Raw genomic sequence first — 17,921 nt, forward strand, 5'->3', positions numbered from 1 at the left:
GGTCCCCCGAAGCGAGTTCGGGGGACCGGCCCTTCGCCGTGCGCGGGTGCGGATCAGTGGAAGAAGTGCCGCGTGCCCGTGAAGTACATCGTCACGCCGGCCTTCTTCGCGGCCTCGACGACCAGCTCGTCACGGACCGAACCGCCGGGCTGCACCACGGCCTTGACGCCGGCCGCGGTCAGGATCTCCAGCCCGTCGGGGAACGGGAAGAACGCGTCGGACGCGGCGTACGCACCGCGCGCCCGCTCCTCGCCCGCACGCTCGACGGCGAGCTTCGCGGAGTCGACGCGGTTGACCTGGCCCATGCCGACGCCGACCGAGGCACCGTCCTTGGCGAGCAGGATCGCGTTGGACTTGACCGCGCGGCACGCCTTCCAGGCGAAGGACAGCTCCGCCAGCTCCTCGGCGGAGAGCGCGTCGCCGGTGGCCAGCGTCCAGTTGGCCGGGTCGTCGCCCTCGGCCTGGAGGCGGTCGGTCACCTGGAGCAGCGCACCGCCGTCGACCGGCTTCACCTCGTACGCCCGGGTCGGGGCGTCGGGGCAGCGCAGCACGCGGATGTTCTTCTTGCGGGCCAGCACCTCGACGGCGCCGTCCTCGTAGTCCGGGGCGACGATGACCTCGGTGAAGATCTCCGCGACCTGCTCGGCCATGGCCACCGTCACCGGGCGGTTGACGGCGATCACGCCGCCGAACGCGGAGAGCGGGTCGCAGGCGTGCGCGTTGCGGTGGGCGGTCGCGACGTCGTCCGCGATCGCGATGCCGCACGGGTTGGCGTGCTTGATGATCGCCACGCACGGCTCGGCGTGGTCGTAGGCGGCGCGGCGGGCGGCGTCGGTGTCCGTGTAGTTGTTGAAGGACATCTCCTTGCCGTGCAGCTGCTCGGCCTCCGCGAGACCGCCCTCGGCGTAGGAGTAGAGCGCGGCGGGCTGGTGCGGGTTCTCGCCGTAGCGCAGGACGTTCTTGCGCCGGAAGGTGTCGCCGAGGAACTCCGGGAAGCCCGAGTCGTCGGCGGCCGCGTACCCGTCGGCGAACCAGGAGGCGACGGCCACGTCGTACTCGGCGGTGTGCCGGAAGGCCTCGGCGGCGAGCCGCTTGCGGGCCGTCAGGTCGAAGCCGCCCGCCCTGACGGCGGCCAGCACGTCGGCGTACCGCTCCGGGCTGGTGACGACGGCGACCGAGGGGTGGTTCTTCGCCGCGGCGCGGACCATGGAGGGGCCGCCGATGTCGATCTGCTCGACGCAGTCGTCGTCCGAGGCGCCGGAGGCGACGGTCTGCGTGAACGGGTAGAGGTTGACGACCACCAGGTCGAAGGGCTCCACCCCCAGCTCGGCCAGCTGCTCGCGGTGGCTCTCCAGGCGCAGATCGGCCAGGATGCCGGCGTGGACGCGCGGGTGCAGCGTCTTGACGCGGCCGTCGAGGCACTCGGGGAAGCCGGTCAGCTCCTCGACCTTGGTGACGGGCACTCCGGCGGCGGCGATCTTCCCGGCGGTGGAGCCGGTGGAGACCAGCTCGACACCCGCCTCGTGCAGACCGCGTGCGAGGTCTTCGAGCCCCGTCTTGTCGTAGACGCTGACCAGGGCGCGGCGGATGGGCTTATTCACCGACATGATCGAGATGAACCTTTCGTCCCTCAATGCGATAGCCGTCACGGGCGAGCCGCCCCACGGCCTCGACGAGCAGCTTGCGCTCGACTTCCTTGATGCGTTCGTGGAGAGCCGCTTCGCCCTCCGGGGTGTCCTCTTCGGTCACCTCGACCACGCCCTGCGCGATGATCGGACCGGTGTCGACGCCGTCGTCGACGAAGTGGACGGTGCACCCGGTGACCTTCACGCCGTACGCGAGCGCGTCGCGCACTCCTTGGGCACCGGGAAAGCTGGGGAGCAGGGCGGGGTGGGTGTTGATGAACCGGCCGCCGAATCCGGCCAGGAACGCCTTGCCCACGATCTTCATGAAACCCGCGGAGACGACGAGGTCCGGCCGGTGCGCGGCGGTGGCCTCGGCGAGCGCGGTGTCCCAGTCCGCGCGCGTGGCGTGGTCCTTGACCCGGCACACGAAGGTGGGGATCCCGGCCCGCTCGGCGCGTTCCAGGCCGGCGATGCCGTCGCGGTCGGCGCCGACCGCGACGACGCGGGCGCCGTAGCCCTCGGGGTCGTCGCCGATCGCGTCGAGCAGGGCCTGAAGGTTCGTACCGGAACCGGAGACCAGGACCACCAGTCGGGCCGGTCCGGCGGAGGGGAGCGGGGAGGCCACGGCTGGGCCCTTTCTCACGTGTGGAGCGGTTCGAGGCGGCCGCACCGCCCGCCGCGTCGCGGGCGCATCGGCACGGCGGCCATGCTGTTTGTACGGTCGTACGAAAGAATCGGGCCCCCCGATACGGGGAACTCTACGAACGGTCCGACCGTCAGCAACGATACCGGCACCTCGACGGGGCCCCGTCTGACGGGGGTGAGCCCGGCCGGCACGGCCGGACGTCGGCTCTCGGCCACCGTGCCGGTACGCCCCGCTTCCGGCCCCTCCTCGCCGGAAGGTAGCGTCGGGGACAGTGAACCGTCCGCCGGGCGGACATGACGAGATGGGGAAGACGTTCACCACATGCCGGACCGACGCCGCACCTCCTTCCGCCTGCCGCTGTCCGAGCGGGCCCCACTGCTGATGCGGGAGGGCCGGCCCCCCGCGCCGGGCTCCTCGTCCTCCTCTTCCTCCCCTTCCTCTTCCTCCTCGGGCGAGCCGGGCGGTTCGTCCGGTACGGGGCGGAGCGAGGACAACCCGTTCGCGCCGCCGCCGGCGGACCGCCCCGACCAGCCGTGGCAGCCGCGCCGTCCGGCGGGCGGCTCCCGGGGCGAGGGCGGTGACGGAGACGCGCCCGAGGGCGGGTCGTCGGACGACCGGCCGGTCTGGGGCAGCCAGTGGAGCAGCCACCAGCCGGGGCGCCAGAGCGGGACCTTCGGCGGGCGGCCGTCGGGGCCCGGCGGGCCGAACGGCCAGGGCGGTCCGGAGGGCTCTCCGGGCGGCGGGATGCGCTGGGACCCGACGGACCCGGTCCAGCGCCGCGCCCGTTACTCCCTGCTCTCCGGCATGTGGGCCTTCTTCTTCGCGCTCTTCGACTTCCCGGAGATCGCCCTGCTGCTCGGGGCGCTCGCCGCGTACTGGTCGGTCAGCGCGCTGCGGGCCAAGCCCAAGGAGCCGGCCGCTCCCGGCACCGCGGGCCGGTCCCCGGCCGCACCGGACGCGGCAGCGGCTCCCCCGGCCCCCGGTTCCGCCGTGCCCGGCCCGCCGCCCGCCGCGTACGCGCAGCGCGGCAGCCGGCAGCAGACGACTGCCGCGGTCACCGGTCTGGTGACGGCCGTGGTCGCGCTGGCGATCGTGGCGACGACGTTCACCGTGCAGCTGGTCTACCGCGACTACTACACCTGTGTGAACGACGCCCTCACCAAGTCGGGCCAGCTCTCCTGCAACGAGCTGCTCCCGAAGCCGCTGGAGCCCTTCTTCGGCGTCAAGAACTAGCGTCGCTCCCGCCCGGCGGCTCGTCGGCCGCCGTCGCGGGCGCGGGGCGTTCCTCCGGGCGCGGTCCGGGGGGCGTCCGCGCGTGCCAGGGATCGGCCGGCAGGAAGTCGTACGGGTCGATGTCGTCGTCCGCGACGCCCGGAACCGCCGTCCCGGCGGCGGACGGACGGGGCACCGGCACGGCGGCGGGGTCCGGCTCCGCGTCCGGTCCGTCCGTACGGCGTCCGCGCCACGGCCACCGGCGACGGGCCGCCGGGTCGGGGGCCGAACCGTCCGCCGGACCGTCGACCGGGCCCTCCGCCCCGGGCCCGCCGGTCCCGCTCTTCTCCCCCGCCTCCTCGTCCGCGTCCTCGCCGTCCTCCGCGTACGGATCGCGGCCGCGCAGCCGCCAGGCCCTCAGGAGCAGGGCCGCCGGTACGGCGACCGCCAGGGTCCAGGCGAGGGCCGCCGCCCCGGTGAGCCACCACACGGGCCCGAACACCGCGAGCCTCCTGACGCCCAGCGGCCCTCCGGCCGCCGCCGCCAGGAGCGCCGCGCCCACCGCGCACCCCACCGCCCCCAGCGCGGCGGCGAGCGCGGTGTCCCAGGGGCCCCACGCCTCCTCGCGCGCCCCGTGGGCGGGGGCGGCCCTACGGACCGTGAACCAGGCGACGGTCAGCGCCGCCGCGAGCGGCACCCCGGCCGCCGCCCAGTTCCCGGGCGTCCCCGGTCCCGGCGCGGGCAGCGCCGCCAGCAGCGGGAAGTCCGGGAGCGACGGGGTGCCGGTGAAGGCCAGCGGGGTGACCGTGGTCCCCGTACCGAGCGCGAAGCCGGGGCCCAGACCGTAGGCCGCTCCCCAGACCGCCGCGTTCGGCACCAGCGACAGCGCCAGCAGGAGCACCGCACACCGCCCGGCCCAGTCGTCGGAGAGCCCGAGGAAGGACTCCTCGACCGGGGCGGCGTGCCGGACCAGCGACACGGCGACCACCAGGGCGCCCCCGCCCACGAGCACGGCGGTCCCGGCCGCCGCCGCCCGCCCGGCCGCCCGCGCGCGCCGGACGAACCGGGTGCGGGCCATCGCCTCGTGCAGCCGCACCGGGGCCCAGGAGGGCGGCGGTCCGAGCGGGCGGCCCGCCGCCCTCCACACGCCCGACGCGGCGGCGCCCGCCACCACGAACACCCCGGGGAAGAGCAGGGTCAGCGGCCGGGCGGAGAGCGAGGCGCCCCGGGCGTAGAGCGCGACCGCCCCGCCCACCAGCAGATATCCGGCCGTCACCAGCGCGAACGCGGCACCGGCCGAGGGGGCCTCGCGCCCCTCCTCGGGTTCGCACACACCGCGGGCGGCCCGGTGCAGCAGCCAGAGCGGCACCACGGCGAGCAGCAGCGGGGCGACTCCGACGGGGGCCGGGGTGCCGGTCAGGGTCTGGGTGCGGACCAGTTCGGCCCCGTGCGCCAGCAGCCAGAGGCCGGCCGCCGCGTGGACAGCCTCGCCGGGTCCGCTGCCGGGGTCCGGGGAGCTGATCCACAGCACCACGACGAGCACCGCGACGCAGCCCAGTCCGAGCCCCGCCGCCAGCACACCGCGCACCAGGGCCAGGGCCAGGGCGGCGGGCCCTCCCCGCTCGGCCGGGAACGCCGGGCCGCGTTCGGTCATTTGGGTCACGCGGTCATGCTCCCAACGACACGCGCCTAAACCGTGTAACGGGCGAACAGCCGTGGTGTCGCTCAATATACGTTTATGTACTTTTTCACCCGGTGCAGGTGGTGCGGGGGACCCTCATGACGCAGAGCACGACCGGCACGACCGAGCCCGCGCCGCTCCCCTCCCCGAAGGAGCGGCGCAGGCTTCGGGAGGCGAAATCGCTGAGTGAGGAGCAGGTCGCGGCCGCGGTGGGGGTCACCCGGGCCACCGTCCGGGCCTGGGAGACCGGCCGTACGAGCCCGCGCGGCCGCAAGCGCGAGGCGTACGCACGCCTGATCGGCACCGCGCCCGCGACGTCCACCCCACGCCCCTCTTCCGTCAAGCCGACGCCCCCGAACACCCCGCCGAAGACCACGGTCGGGCCGTCCCCGGAGGTCGAAGAGGCACCGGCGGTCGAGAAGGCCGCGGTCGTCGAAGAGGCCGTGGTGGCTGGTGGGAGTGAGGCGGCTGCTGGGACTGCGGTGGTCGATGAGGCTTCTGAAGCGGCGTCACCGGCCGAGGACGGGCCGGTCACCGACGAGGAGACGTCCGGGGAGGAGGCGTCCGGGGAAGGGCCCTCGCCCGCCGAGGCGTTCGACGCGCTGTACCGGCACGCCGCCCCCGCGATCTTCCGGCAGGTCTATCTGCTGACGGGCCGGCTGGCCCTCTCCCGGGAAGCGGTCGGCAAGGCCTTCGAGGTGGCGTGGGACCGCTGGCCGGAGGTGGCCGTGGACCGCGATCCGGTGGGGTGGGTACGGGCCGCCGCCTACGAGCACGCGATGTCGCCGTGGCACCAGCTGCGGCGCGAGCACCGCCGCCCCGATCCACCGCCCGAGGCGCCCGAGCCGCGCGCGCTGCTCGACGCGCTGCTGGCCCTGCCGCCCGCGTACCGCCGCACCCTGCTGCTGCACGACGGGGTCGGGCTGGGGCTTCCGGAGACGGCGGCGGAGACCGAGGCGAGCACCCCGGCCGCCGCGGGGCGGCTGATGACCGCGCGGGCTGCGGTCGCGGAGCAGGTGCCCGGACTGGACGGGGACGGCGAGCCGGACGAGCAGTCCGCGCTGATCCGCGAACGGCTCGGCGCCCTCGCCCTCACCCAGCCCGCCTCCTCGCTGCCGCTGCCGGAGCTGATCCGCAACGGCGGCGAGCGCAAGGCCGAGCTGTGGACCCGGGCGGCGGTCGCGTTCACCGTGCTGATCATCGGGCTCACCCTGATCACCCTGGCCACGGCGCCGCGCCGCTACGAGACGCCGGAGTCGCCCCCGCAGAAGGTGGAGGGGGTGCCGCCGCTCGGCGGTCCGCAGAAGCTGACCCCGCAGGACGAGAAGCTGCGGAAGAAGCTCGGCGGCGAACTCGTCCACGGCCCGGCCCGGCTGGTCCCCCGGGCCGACTGAACCGGGCCCGGTCCCCCGGCCCGGTCCCCCGGGCCGGCCGAATCCGGCGCCGGACACAGACGCGGGCCCGCATCCCCGGTTCGGGGGTGCGGGCCCGCGTCTGCTGTGCGGTGACGCCTCGGGCGTCCGTGCGCGGTGCCTCAGGCGCCGAGGATCTCGCGCGCGAGCTTGGCGGTCTCGGTCGGCGTCTTGCCGACCTTCACGCCGGCGGCCTCAAGGGCCTCCTTCTTCGCCTGGGCGGTGCCGGAGGAGCCGGAGACGATGGCGCCGGCGTGGCCCATGGTCTTGCCCTCGGGGGCGGTGAAGCCCGCGACGTAACCGACGACCGGCTTGGTCACGTTGGCCTTGATGAAGTCGGCCGCACGCTCCTCGGCGTCGCCGCCGATCTCGCCGATCATGACGATCAGGTCGGTCTCGGGGTCGGCCTCGAACGCCGCGAGGGCGTCGATGTGCGTCGTACCGATGACCGGGTCGCCACCGATGCCGACGGCGGAGGAGAAGCCGATGTCACGCAGCTCGTACATCATCTGGTAGGTCAGCGTGCCGGACTTGGACACGAGACCGATGCGGCCGGGCTTGGTGATGTCGCCCGGGATGATGCCGGCGTTGGACTGGCCGGGGGTGATCAGGCCGGGGCAGTTCGGACCGATGATCCGGGTCTTGTTGCCCTTCGACGAGGCGTACGCCCAGAAGGCGGCCGAGTCGTGGACGGCGATGCCCTCGGTGATCACGACGGCGAGCGGGATCTCGGCGTCGATCGCCTCGATGACGGCGGCCTTCGAGAAGGCCGGCGGGACGAAGAGGACCGACACGTCGGCGCCCGTCTTGTCCATCGCTTCCTTGACGCTGCCGAACACCGGTACCTCGGTGCCGTCGAAGTCGACGGACGTGCCGGCCTTGCGGGGGTTCACGCCACCGACGATGTTGGTGCCGTCGCCGAGCATGAGCTTGGTGTGCTTCATGCCCGTCGCGCCGGTCATCCCCTGGACGATGACCTTGCTGTCCTTGGTGAGGAAGATAGCCATGGTGGTCTGAGTCCCTCTTCCTTACTTCGCGGCCGCGGCGAGCTCGGCGGCCTTGTCGGCCGCGCCGTCCATGGTGTCCACGCGCTGGACCAGCGGGTGGTTGGCGTCGGAGAGGATCTTGCGACCCAGCTCCGCGTTGTTGCCGTCAAGGCGCACGACGAGCGGCTTGGTGACCGCCTCGCCCTTGGACTTGAGCAGTTCGAGGGCCTGGACGATGCCGTTGGCGACCTCGTCGCAGGCGGTGATGCCACCGAAGACGTTGACGAACACGGACTTGACGTCCGGGTCGCCGAGGATGATCTCCAGGCCGTTCGCCATGACCTCGGCGGAGGCGCCGCCACCGATGTCGAGGAAGTTGGCGGGCTTCACGTTGCTGTGGTTCTCACCGGCGTACGCGACGACGTCCAGGGTCGACATGACCAGACCGGCGCCGTTGCCGATGATGCCGACCTCGCCGTCCAGCTTGACGTAGTTGAGGTTCTTGGCCTTGGCCGCGGCCTCGAGCGGGTTGGCCGCGGCCTTGTCCTCGAGCTCCTCGTGGCCCGGCTGGCGGAAGTCGGCGTTCTCGTCGAGAGACACCTTGCCGTCCAGGGCCAGGATGCGGCCGTCCTTGGTCTTGACCAGCGGGTTGACCTCGACGAGGAGGGCGTCCTCGGCGACGAAGGTGTCCCACAGCGTCACCAGGACCTCGGCGACCTTCTCGGCCACCTCGGCCGGGAAGCTGGCCTGGGCGACGATCTCGCGGGCCTTCTCGATCGTGACGCCGTCGACGGCGTTGACCGGGACCTTCGCGAGGGCCTCGGGGGTCTTCTCCGCGACCTCCTCGATGTCCATGCCGCCCTGCACGGAGGCCATGGCCAGGAAGGTGCGGTTGGTGCGGTCGAGGAGGTACGAGACGTAGTACTCCGCCTCGATCTCCGGGGACAGCTCGGCGATCATCACCTTGTGGACCGTGTGGCCCTTGATGTCCATGCCGAGGATGTCGGTCGCCCGCGCGACCGCCTCGTCGGGGTTGGCGGCAAGCTTCACGCCACCGGCCTTGCCGCGGCCGCCGACCTTCACCTGCGCCTTGACGACAGACTTGCCGCCCAGCCGCTCGGTCGCCTCGCGGGCCGCCTCAGGCGTGTCGATGACTTCACCGGCCAGCACCGGTACACCGTGCTTGGCGAAGAGGTCCCTCGCCTGGTACTCGAACAGGTCCACGCGCGTCCGTCCCTTGTCAAATGGTCTCGCGGTTGGTTTTCTGCGTGGGCGTGCCGCGAGGGGCATCGTGACTGCACTGTCACCAGGGAGGCGCATACGGTGACCGAATACGCGGCATGTCCATCTCGCAGGTTATCCCCGCGCCGTGCATGACCTTAAATCGGAGCAGTCCGCAGGGCGGTGATTACGGTCACAGATCGCCCTGGTGGCCGGGTCGCGGTGGACAAATCGCCACGGGGCGGCGACGGAGCGCGTCCGGACCGGCCGCCCCTCCTAACGGCCGCCCTCCTTGTCCGGTATCGGCAGCGGCCGCTTCTCGACGGCCGCCGCCATCACCTCGGGGAAGAGGTCCGGGGTGCAGGCGAAGGCCGGGGCGCCCAGGGCCGCCAGCGCCTCCGCGTGCGCGCGGTCGTAGGAGGGGGCGCCCTCGTCGGAGAGGGCCAGCAGGGTGACGAACTGCACCCCGGACGCCTTCATCGCGGCCACCCGCTTCAGCATCTCGTCGCGGATCCCGCCCTCGTAGAGGTCGCTGATCAGCACGACGACGGTGTCCGCCGGGCGGGTGATCCGCGACTGGCAGTAGGCCAGGGCCCGGTTGATGTCGGTGCCGCCGCCGAGCTGGGTGCCGAAGAGGACGTCCACGGGGTCGTCGAGCCGGTCGGTGAGGTCGACGACCGCGGTGTCGAAGACGACCAGCCGGGTCCGCAGCGCGCGCATGGACGCGAGCACCGCGCCGAACACCGAGGCGTACACCACGGAGGCGGCCATCGAACCGGACTGGTCGATGCAGAGGACGACGTCCTTCTTCACCGACCGCGCGGCCCGTCCGTACCCGATGAGCCGTTCGGGCACGACCGTGCCGGCGCCCTCCCGGCCGGGCAGCTCCAGATAGTTCTTGAGGTTGGCACGGATCGTGCGGTTCCAGTCGATCGCGTGGTGGCGCGGCCGGGCGATCCGCGCGGAACGGTCGAGGGCGCCGCCCAGCACGGTCCTGGTCCGGGTGGACAGCTGCCGCTCCAGCTTCTCCACCACCGCGCGCACGACGGCCCGCGCGGTCTCCTTCGTCGTCTCGGGCATGGCCTTGTTGAGCGAGAGCAGGGTGCCGACGAGGTGGACGTCGGGCTCGACGGCCTCCAGCATCTCCGGTTCGAGCAGGAGCGCGGAGAGACCGAGGCGGTCGATGGCGTCGCGCTGCATGACCTGGACGACGGAGGCCGGGAAGTACGTCCGGATGTCGCCGAGCCAGCGCGCCATGGACGGGGCGGAGGCCCCGAGCCCGGCCGTCCGGCCGCCGCCCTGCCCGCCGCCGGGGCGCCCGCCGCCCTCGTAGAGCGCGGTGAGCGCGCCGTCCATCGCGGCGTCCCGGCCGCTGAGCGTGCGGCCGGTGCCGTGCTCGCCGTCCGCCCCGAGCACCAGCCGCCACCGCCGCAGCCGCTCGGCCTCGCCGTCCGTCCCCGCACCCGCCGTCACCGGCCCGCCCTCGGCGGCCCCTCCACCGGTCGTCGTCATCCCGTCGCCCCCATGTCTGCCGTGGTCGTCCCGGCCCCGGTCTCGTACGTCGATTGCTCGGGTCCGCGTCTCTCGGGGAGGGCGGGTGCGGTGAGTGTGGATGGTGTGGAGTCGCTCTTCGCCCGCGGGGCGGGGGCCGTCGCGACCTCCTCCGGGTGTGCCGCCGTGTCGGTGTCCAGGCCGAGGAGGAGGCACAGGACCGGCAGCACCGCGTCGGCGCGGGCCGTGTCGAGGGCGGGGCCGAAGCCGGGGGCCGGGGGTGCGTGGCCGGGAGCGGCCGGGGTGCCCGGGGCCGCGCCCGTGGACGGACCGCGCCGGACCAGCTCGCCCAGGGTGCGGCGCACGCCCGGTTCGTACGCCGAGAAGGTGCGGCGCAGCAGGGGCAGCACATCGGTGAACGTGTCGGCGGGGACCGAGACGAGCCAGGCGTCGACGAGGGCGAGGAGCCGCTCGTCGTGGACGAGGAGCATGCCGCCGCCGGCCGCGCCGCCGACGAAGCCCTCGATCCAGGCGGCGGCGTCGGCGGGGGCAGTGCCGGGTGACAGGGCGAGTCCCATCAGGCGGGCGGCGTCGTCGTGGGCGAGGTGCCCGTCGTCGAGGAGCAGCCGGGCCGCCCGCCCCCGGATCACTCCGGCGACGGTGTCGCGGGCGGTGAGGCCGCGCAGGACGGTCCGCCAGCGCTCGCGCAGCCCGTCCGCGCTCTCGGGCACGGCGCCGGCCAGCAGGCCGATCGCGGTGTGCACGCCGTCGACGCGCCGGCGCAGGGCGCTGGCCGCGTCGTCGTCGAGGCCGGTGCAGGCCGGGGGCAGGCCGACGCAGATCCGCTCCGCGAGTCCGGCCGCGACCTCGCCCAGCGCGGTGGTGTCCGTGGCGCGGACGTCGCCGTAGCGCAGGGTGCGGGCCAGGGCGGGCAGGGCGTCCGCGAGGTGGCCGACGTCGGTGTCGAGCGCGGCCCGGTCCGCGAGCGCCCGCATCACGACGGGGAGCGCGCCGGGCAGTCCGGCGAGCAGGCAGCGCTCCGCCAGGGCGGTGACGTCCGCGAGCGCGGTGGCCGCCAGGGCCTCGGACTCGGCGCGCGCGGTGGCGGCGGCGAGCACCGTGGTCCCCCAGACGCCCGCTTCCGCGACGCGGACGTACAGCTCGGGCTCCCAGCGCAGCCGCCAGCTCTCCCGGAAGGTGCCGGTGCTCCCCCGGCCCGCGGCGGGCTCGCCCCAGTCGATGCCGAGCAGCCGCAGCCGGTGCAGCAGGCGGCTGCGCGCCGCGTCGGTGTCCTTGCGGAGGTCGAGGTCCAGCTCCCGCTCGGCCGCCTCGGGTTTGAGGCGCAGGGTGCGCTGCCGCCGTTCGAGGTCGCGCTGGAGCGGAACGGCGGGAGCCGTGTCGGGGACCTCGCCGAGGGCGACGCCGACGACCAGCCGGTCCCGGACGAGGGCGAGCGGCACGTCGGAGCCGTCGCACATCACGGCCCGCACGGCGTCGGTCGCCTCGCCCAGTCCGGCGAGCGGCCGGCCCCGGACGGCGGCGAGGGTCTCGGCCAGCCGGACCGCTTCGATGACATGGGCGGAGGACACGAACCGGTCCTCCTCGCGCAGGAGTCCGGCGACCTTGGTCATCCAGCGTGCGACCGGGCGGTCGGGGGCGGCGAAGAGGTGCGCGTACCAGCCGGGCGAGTCGATGCCCGCGCCGTATCCGCTGTGCCGGGCGAGGCGCCGGTGGGTCCAGGGCACCCAGGTCAGCTCGGTCCGGACCTTGGGCAGGCCCTTGAGGAGGGCCCGGTCGGCGGCGAGCGTGGTCCGGGTGCGGAGCGCGGGCACGTGCCAGGCACCGCAGACGACGGCGACGCCATCACCGAACTCCTTGCGTGCGGCGCGCAGTTGGAGTCTCATATACGCCTCGCGGAGCGTGTCCCTCGGGTGCCCGCCGTCCCCGTACGCCTCGCGCAGCGCGGACATGGCCTCGGCCAGCGCGTCGAAGGCGGCCAGCGGGCCGGCGTTCGTGCCCGAGCCGGGGGTGTCCGGCAGACGGTGCTCGACGACGTCCTCCCACCAGCGCTCGGGGTCGTCGTATCCGGCGGTCTCGGCCAGCACCCGGATGGGATCGAGGGGCACGGACCGGAGTCCGCCGTCCTCCTCCCGCTCCTTCTCCCCCTTTTCCTCTCCTTCTCCTTCTCTTTGCACTCCCTCCGCTCGCTCCGGTTCCTGGGCCAGGGTGTGCGCGGCGGGGAGGTCGATGAAGCGGACGGGGACCTCGTGCGCCAGGGCCCAGCGGAGCGCGGTCCATTCGGGCGAGAACGCGGCGAACGGCCAGAACGCGGCACGTCCCGGGTCGTCCACCGCGTGGGCGAGCAGGGCGACGGGCGGCCGCATCTGCTCGTCGGCGGCGAGCGGCAGCAGGGCGTCCGCCTCGGGCGGGCCCTCGATGAGGACGGCGCTCGGGCGGGCGGCGTCCAGGGCGGCCCCGACGGCGCGGGCGGAGCCCGGTCCGTGGTGCCGCACGCCGAGCAGCAGCGGACCCCCGTGGGGCGGGTGCTCCGTGGTCATACGGAGACCTCACGGCAGGCGCGGTAGAAGTCCTTCCAGCCGTCCCGCTCGCGCACGACCGTCTCCAGATACTCCTGCCAGACGACCCGGTCGGCGGCCGGATCACGGACGACGGCGCCGAGGAGGCCGGCGGCGACGTCGCCGGGGCGCAGGACGCCGTCGCCGAAGTGGGCGGCGAGGGCGAGGCCGTTGGTGACGACGGAGATCGCCTCGGCCGTGGACAGCGTGCCGGAGGGGGACTTGAGTCTGGTCCGGCCGTCGGCCGTGACGCCGTCGCGCAGTTCGCGGAAGACCGTGACCACGCGGCGGATCTCGGCGAGGCCGTCGGGGGCGGGCGGCAGGTCGAGGGAGCGGCCGATCTGGCCGACCCGGCGGGAGACGATGTCGACCTCCGCCTCGGGGGTGGCGGGCAGCGGGAGCACCACGGTGTTGAACCGGCGGCGCAGGGCGCTGGACAGCTCGTTGACACCCCGGTCGCGGTCGTTGGCGGTGGCGATGACGTTGAACCCGCGGACGGCCTGGACCTCCTGGCCCAGTTCGGGCAGGGGCAGGGTCTTCTCCGACAGGATCGTGATCAGCGAGTCCTGGACGTCCGCCGGGATGCGGGTCAGTTCCTCGATCCGGGCGGTCATGCCCTCGGACATGGCGCGCATCAGCGGGCTCGGCACCAGGGCGTCGCGGCTGGGGCCGTGTGCCAGCAGCTGCGCGTAGTTCCACCCGTAGCGGACGGCCTCCTCGGGGGTGCCCGCGGTGCCCTGGACGAGAAGCGTCGAGTCCCCGCTGACGGCGGCCGCGAGATGCTCGGAGACCCAGGTCTTCGCCGTGCCGGGCACGCCGAGGAGGAGCAGCGCGCGGTCGGTGGCGAGCGTGGTGACGGCGACCTCGACGAGGCGGCGCGGGCCCACGTACTTCGGTGTGATCACGGTGCCGTCGGGCAGCGTGCCGCCGAGGAGATAGGTGGCGACGGCCCAGGGCGAGAGGCGCCAACGCGCCGGGCGGGGGCGGTCGTCGGCGGCGGCGAGCGCCTTCAGCTCGTCGGCGAAGGCGTCCTCGGCATGCGGGCGCAGGGCCTGGTTTCCGATATCTGCGGTGGTTGCGGACACGGTCGTGGTTCCCCCTCCAGGTCGGTCGGCCTGTTGTGCTTCCCACCGTGCACCATGGCACTGACAATCGGTCTTTCCGCAGGTCGGAGACTGTTGTCAGTGGGGTCGCCTACGGTCGGGACCATGCTGCTGACTGACGGGGGAGAACCCTTGGGCACCGCTGCTCCGGCGGTGCGCTGGACGGTGGAGCAGGTTCTGGCGCTGGCTCCTGACGACGCCTCACGCAGGGCGGGGAACAAGCTGGGTGCGCCCGGTCCGTGGTCGGACACCGGGGAAAACGCGTCGGGCGCGGTGTGGGGGCTGTGCCGGGGCAGCGGAAGCACGCCGTACCGGACGGTGGTGGACACCACGGGCCCGGCGTACCTGTGCGGGTGCCCCAGCCGGAAGTTCCCGTGCAAGCACGCGCTGGGGCTGCTGCTGCTCCGTGCGTCGGGCGACTGGCGGCCGGGCGGGGCGGTTCCGCCGGAGTGGGCGGACGCCTGGCTGACCGCCCGTCGCGCCCGTGCCGGGGAAGGGCCGGGCGCGGTGGACGGGGGCGGTGCGAGGGCGGGCGGCCCGGCCGATCCGGCGGCGGCGCGGCGGCGGGCCGAGCGCCGGGCGGAGCGGATCGACGGCGGCGCGCAGGAGTTGGAGCAGCGGCTGGGCGATCTGCTGCGCGGCGGGCTCGCGGCGTCCGAGCAGGCCGGGTACGGGCTGTGGGAGGAGGCGGCGGCCCGGATGGTGGACGCCCAGGCCCCCGGACTGGCGGGTCTGGCAAGGGAGTTGGGTGCGGTGGCGTCCTCCGGTCCGGGCTGGCCGGTGCGGATGCTGGAGGAGTGCGCGCTGCTGCATCTCCTGGACACGGCGTGGCTGGGCATCGACGCGCTGCCCGCGCCGCTGGCCTCGACGGTCCGCACCCGGGTCGGTCTGCCCTCGGCCGCCGAGGGACCGGCCGTCCGTGACCGCTGGCTGGTCCTCGCCCAGTACGACACCCCCGAGGGCAAGATCGTGGCCCGCCGGATCTGGCTGTACGGAAGGGAGTCGGGCCGCACGGCGCTGCTGCTCTCCTTCGGCGCCCCCGGGCGCGCCCCGGCGACGGCCCTGCCGGTCGGGGTCACGCTCGACGCCGAGCTGACGCCGTTCCCGGGGGCGGGGCAGCTCCGGGCCGAGCTGGGGACACGGTTCGGCGCGCCCGCGCCGGGCGGTCCGCCGCCGCCCGGGGTCGACGTGACCGGTGCGATCACGGCGTACGGGACGGCCCTGGCCGACGATCCCTGGCTGGATTCCTGGCCGGTGACGCTGCACGGGGTCGTGCCGGTCCCGACCGCGGACGGCTGGCAACTGGCCGACGCACACGGGGAGACGGCGCTTCCCGTCGCCCCGCCGGCGCTGTCCCGGCCCGCGCTCTGGAAGCTCGTCGCGCTCTCCGGCGGCGGCCCGCTGACCGTCTTCGGCACCTGCGGCCACCGGGGCTTCGACCCCCTCGCGGCCTGGTCGGACGACCGCCCGCTCGACTCCCTGACCCCGGTGACCCCGTGACCCCTGGAGGAGCGATGTCCCGAACCGCCGCGGCCCCGGCCGCCCCCGTGTCCGTGCCGTGGGAGGAGCTGGTCACCTCGGCGCTGCTGGGGACGGACCGGCGGCCGCTCGCGGTGGCGCCCCGGCCCGGCCCGGACGGTGCGGCGGCCGCCCTGCTGGACGCCGCCGCCGTGCACACCGTCCGGCGCCGGGCGGGACTGCTGCCCGCGCCGGCCGCGCCCCGGCCCGCCCCGGCACCGGAGGACCCGCGTCCCGTCCCTCCCGCGGCGGCCCGGAGCCGGCTGGCGCAGCTCCTCGCGGACCGGGCCGGGGCGAGTGGCGGGGGCGGCAGACGCGGGGCCGCCCCGGATCTGACGGAGCTGATCCCGCAGTGGCTGGCCACGGCCAACCGGCACGGCTACCGGGCGCCGGACGCCGTGCTGCCCGCGCTGCTGGAGGCGGCCCGCGCCCGGACGGATCTGCGGCCCGGGGCCCTGACGTTCGCCGGTCCGCGCGGGCTGTGGCTGGCCGGGCTGAATCCGGACTGGAGGTTCGCGCTGCGCGGCGCGTCCGGAAGCGCGCTGCTGCCCGAGGTGACGGACCGGGAGGGGGTGCGCCGGCTCTGGGACGAGGGGCTGTTCGCGGAGCGGATCGCGCTGCTCGCCGCCGTCCGGGCGCACGACGCGGAGGCGGCCCGCGCCCTGCTGGACACCACCTGGTCCGCCGAACGGGCCGAGGACCGGCTGATGTTCATCGACTCGCTGCGCACCGGACTGTCCGGTGCGGACGAGGAGTTCCTGGAGCGGGCGCTCGCCGACCGCAGCCGCAATGTGCGGGCCACGGCCGCCGAGCTGCTGTCGGCGCTGCCCTCCTCGGCGCTCGCCGGGCGGATGGCGGTGCGCGCCCTGTCCTGCGTCAGCCCCGGACTCACCGGCACCGAGCCGTTCGTGACCGTGGAGGCCCCGCACGAGTGCGACGCGGAGATGCAGCGGGACGGGGTGGTGGCGCTCCCCCCGTCGGGCCGGGGCGAACGCTCGTGGTGGCTCGGGCAGTTGGTGGAGTCGTCGCCGCTGTCCGTCTGGCCGGGGCGGTTCGCCGGGCGCGGGGCGCGGGAGATCGTGGCGTTGCCGGTGGCCGACGGCTGGGGCGAGGAACTGCACGCGGCCTGGTGCCGGGCGGCCGTCAGACAGCGGGATCCCGCGTGGGCGCGGGCGCTGCTGGGCGCCCCGTCGACACCTCCGTCGCACGGGCCCGGCACCGCGTCGCTGGCCGAGCGCTCGAAGCTCCTGGCCGTGCTGCCGGCGGCCGAGCGGGCGGAGTGGGTCGCCGGGTTCATCGCCGCGCACGGCCTGTCCGAGGCGTTCCAGCTGCTCGGGGTCTGCCCGACCCCGTGGGCGCAGCCGCTCGGGCGGTCCGTCGTGGACGCCCTCGACATCGCGCGGGACGCGGGCAGCTATCCGTGGAGCTTCAGCGGGGTGATGGGCCTGGCCGAGCGCTGTCTGGACCCGGCCGAGGCGGACCGGCTGGAAGTCCTCACCACCACGCCCGACGAGCCCGAGGACGCGTCACCGGGTGCGAACGGCTACTGGTCGGAGGCGTTCCAGCGCCTGGTCTCCACGTTGCGGCTGCGCGCGGCGATGGACGAGGAGCTGACGCCGGACGACGGAGAGTAGGGAGCCTCACGCAGCGTGCCCGCGCGGGCGGGGCGGTCGCGGGCCGCGCACACGGCCGCGCCCCACCCCGCTCCCCGAAGGGGCCGGACGGCCGGAGGAACCGGGCAGCCGATACGCCGGGTCCGGTTCCAGGTCCCTGTCCGAATCCGGGTCTGAATCCGAATCCGGGTCCCAATCCGCATCCGGTGCCAGGTCCCCATCCGCATCCGGGTCTGAATCCGGTCCGGGATCAGGCCTCCGCCGGGTGCCGGACGTTCGCGTTGACCCAGTCGACGATCGCGGTGGTCGTCGCGCCGGGGGTGAAGATCTCCGCGACGCCCTGCTCCTTCAGCGGCGGGATGTCGTCGTCCGGGATGATGCCGCCGCCGAAGACCTTGATGTCGGCCGCGTCGCGCTCCTTCAGCAGTTCGATCACCTTGGCGAAGAGCGTGTTGTGCGCGCCGGAGAGGATCGAGAGGCCGATCGCGTCGGCGTCCTCCTGGATCGCGGTGTCCACGATCTGCTCGGGCGTCTGGTGGAGGCCGGTGTAGATGACCTCCATCCCCGCGTCGCGCAGGGCCCGCGCGATCACCTTCGCCCCGCGGTCATGCCCGTCGAGGCCCGGCTTCGCCACCACCACACGGATCGGACCGGTCACACCCATCACTGCCTCCACATGCGTTTCCCGTACCGGAAGGGCCGGGGATGTGAACGAACGTTATCGACAGCATCCCGCACGGTGCCGTTTCGCGGTGGGCGGGGAGGGGGAAATCACACGTGGGACATGTTCACCGGGCACCGTTCCCCGTCAGGACGCGGCAGACCGCCGCGGGGGGA

At 74.5% G+C, this 17,921-nt stretch carries 13 protein-coding genes; 4 read left to right on the forward strand and 9 right to left on the reverse strand.

The genetic code is table 11. The features are described from left to right. Positions 1 to 53: 53 nt before the first annotated feature. Both purH and purN read right to left on the reverse strand, forming a co-directional pair. A complete protein-coding gene (purH, locus tag ACZ4FH_RS17915) occupies positions 54 to 1,607 on the reverse strand; it encodes a bifunctional phosphoribosylaminoimidazolecarboxamide formyltransferase/IMP cyclohydrolase (RefSeq protein ID WP_467305681.1) in 1,554 nt (517 codons plus the stop codon). Further along, positions 1,594 to 2,250 carry a phosphoribosylglycinamide formyltransferase gene (gene purN, locus ACZ4FH_RS17920; protein WP_467305683.1) on the reverse strand — a complete coding sequence of 219 codons (657 nt, stop codon included), beginning with the start codon at positions 2,248 to 2,250 and terminating at the stop codon, positions 1,594 to 1,596. The genes purH and purN overlap by 14 nt, the downstream gene beginning before the upstream one ends. Before the next feature lie 342 nt (positions 2,251 to 2,592). On the opposite strand from purN, the gene ACZ4FH_RS17925 reads away from it, so the two are divergent. Continuing rightward, positions 2,593 to 3,504 (forward strand): hypothetical protein, encoded by a 912-nt coding sequence (locus ACZ4FH_RS17925; protein WP_467305684.1) that lies wholly within the window; start codon positions 2,593 to 2,595, stop codon positions 3,502 to 3,504. On the opposite strand, the gene ACZ4FH_RS17930 is transcribed toward ACZ4FH_RS17925, so the two are convergent. Continuing rightward, a complete protein-coding gene (locus ACZ4FH_RS17930) occupies positions 3,494 to 5,137 on the reverse strand; it encodes a cell division protein PerM (protein ID WP_467305804.1) in 1,644 nt (547 codons plus the stop codon). The two genes, ACZ4FH_RS17925 and ACZ4FH_RS17930, sit on opposite strands and share 11 nt — an antisense overlap. A gap of 125 nt (positions 5,138 to 5,262) precedes the next feature. On the opposite strand from ACZ4FH_RS17930, the gene ACZ4FH_RS17935 reads away from it, so the two are divergent. Next, positions 5,263 to 6,558: a helix-turn-helix domain-containing protein gene (locus ACZ4FH_RS17935; RefSeq protein WP_467305686.1), complete on the forward strand. Its 1,296-nt coding sequence runs from the start codon at positions 5,263 to 5,265 to the stop codon at positions 6,556 to 6,558. A 140-nt stretch (positions 6,559 to 6,698) separates the two neighbouring features. Here the strand turns inward: ACZ4FH_RS17935 and sucD are convergent, their stop codons facing one another. The 5 genes from sucD to ACZ4FH_RS17960 form a co-directional block, all read right to left on the reverse strand. Beyond that, on the reverse strand, positions 6,699 to 7,583 hold the full coding sequence (gene sucD, locus ACZ4FH_RS17940; protein WP_383639767.1) for a succinate--CoA ligase subunit alpha: 885 nt from the start codon (positions 7,581 to 7,583) through the stop codon (positions 6,699 to 6,701). A gap of 21 nt (positions 7,584 to 7,604) precedes the next feature. After that, positions 7,605 to 8,786: an ADP-forming succinate--CoA ligase subunit beta gene (sucC, locus tag ACZ4FH_RS17945; RefSeq protein ID WP_383639770.1), complete on the reverse strand. Its 1,182-nt coding sequence runs from the start codon at positions 8,784 to 8,786 to the stop codon at positions 7,605 to 7,607. A 273-nt stretch (positions 8,787 to 9,059) separates the two neighbouring features. Beyond that, positions 9,060 to 10,295 carry a VWA domain-containing protein gene (locus ACZ4FH_RS17950; RefSeq protein WP_467305689.1) on the reverse strand — a complete coding sequence of 412 codons (1,236 nt, stop codon included), beginning with the start codon at positions 10,293 to 10,295 and terminating at the stop codon, positions 9,060 to 9,062. Next, positions 10,292 to 12,832 (reverse strand): DUF5682 family protein, encoded by a 2,541-nt coding sequence (locus ACZ4FH_RS17955; RefSeq protein WP_467305691.1) that lies wholly within the window; start codon positions 12,830 to 12,832, stop codon positions 10,292 to 10,294. The genes ACZ4FH_RS17950 and ACZ4FH_RS17955 overlap by 4 nt, the downstream gene beginning before the upstream one ends. Further along, positions 12,829 to 13,935, reverse strand: a complete 1,107-nt coding sequence (locus tag ACZ4FH_RS17960; RefSeq protein WP_467305693.1) for an ATP-binding protein — start codon at positions 13,933 to 13,935, stop codon at positions 12,829 to 12,831. Before ACZ4FH_RS17960 ends, ACZ4FH_RS17955 begins: the two co-directional genes overlap by 4 nt. Before the next feature lie 123 nt (positions 13,936 to 14,058). Here ACZ4FH_RS17960 and ACZ4FH_RS17965 point away from each other — a divergent pair, with 123 nt between their 5' ends. Both ACZ4FH_RS17965 and ACZ4FH_RS17970 read left to right on the forward strand, forming a co-directional pair. Further along, complete coding sequence (locus ACZ4FH_RS17965; protein ID WP_467305694.1) at positions 14,059 to 15,453, forward strand: SWIM zinc finger family protein; 1,395 nt, start codon at positions 14,059 to 14,061, stop codon at positions 15,451 to 15,453. 14 nt (positions 15,454 to 15,467) lie between these two features. Continuing rightward, positions 15,468 to 17,105 carry a DUF5691 domain-containing protein gene (locus tag ACZ4FH_RS17970; RefSeq protein ID WP_467305696.1) on the forward strand — a complete coding sequence of 546 codons (1,638 nt, stop codon included), beginning with the start codon at positions 15,468 to 15,470 and terminating at the stop codon, positions 17,103 to 17,105. Positions 17,106 to 17,334: 229 nt separating this feature from the next. Here the strand turns inward: ACZ4FH_RS17970 and ACZ4FH_RS17975 are convergent, their stop codons facing one another. Beyond that, positions 17,335 to 17,748, reverse strand: a complete 414-nt coding sequence (locus tag ACZ4FH_RS17975; protein WP_383639787.1) for a cobalamin B12-binding domain-containing protein — start codon at positions 17,746 to 17,748, stop codon at positions 17,335 to 17,337. Between the last annotated feature and the right edge of the window lie 173 nt (positions 17,749 to 17,921).

The organism is Streptomyces sp. NPDC024555 (genome assembly GCF_055559335.1).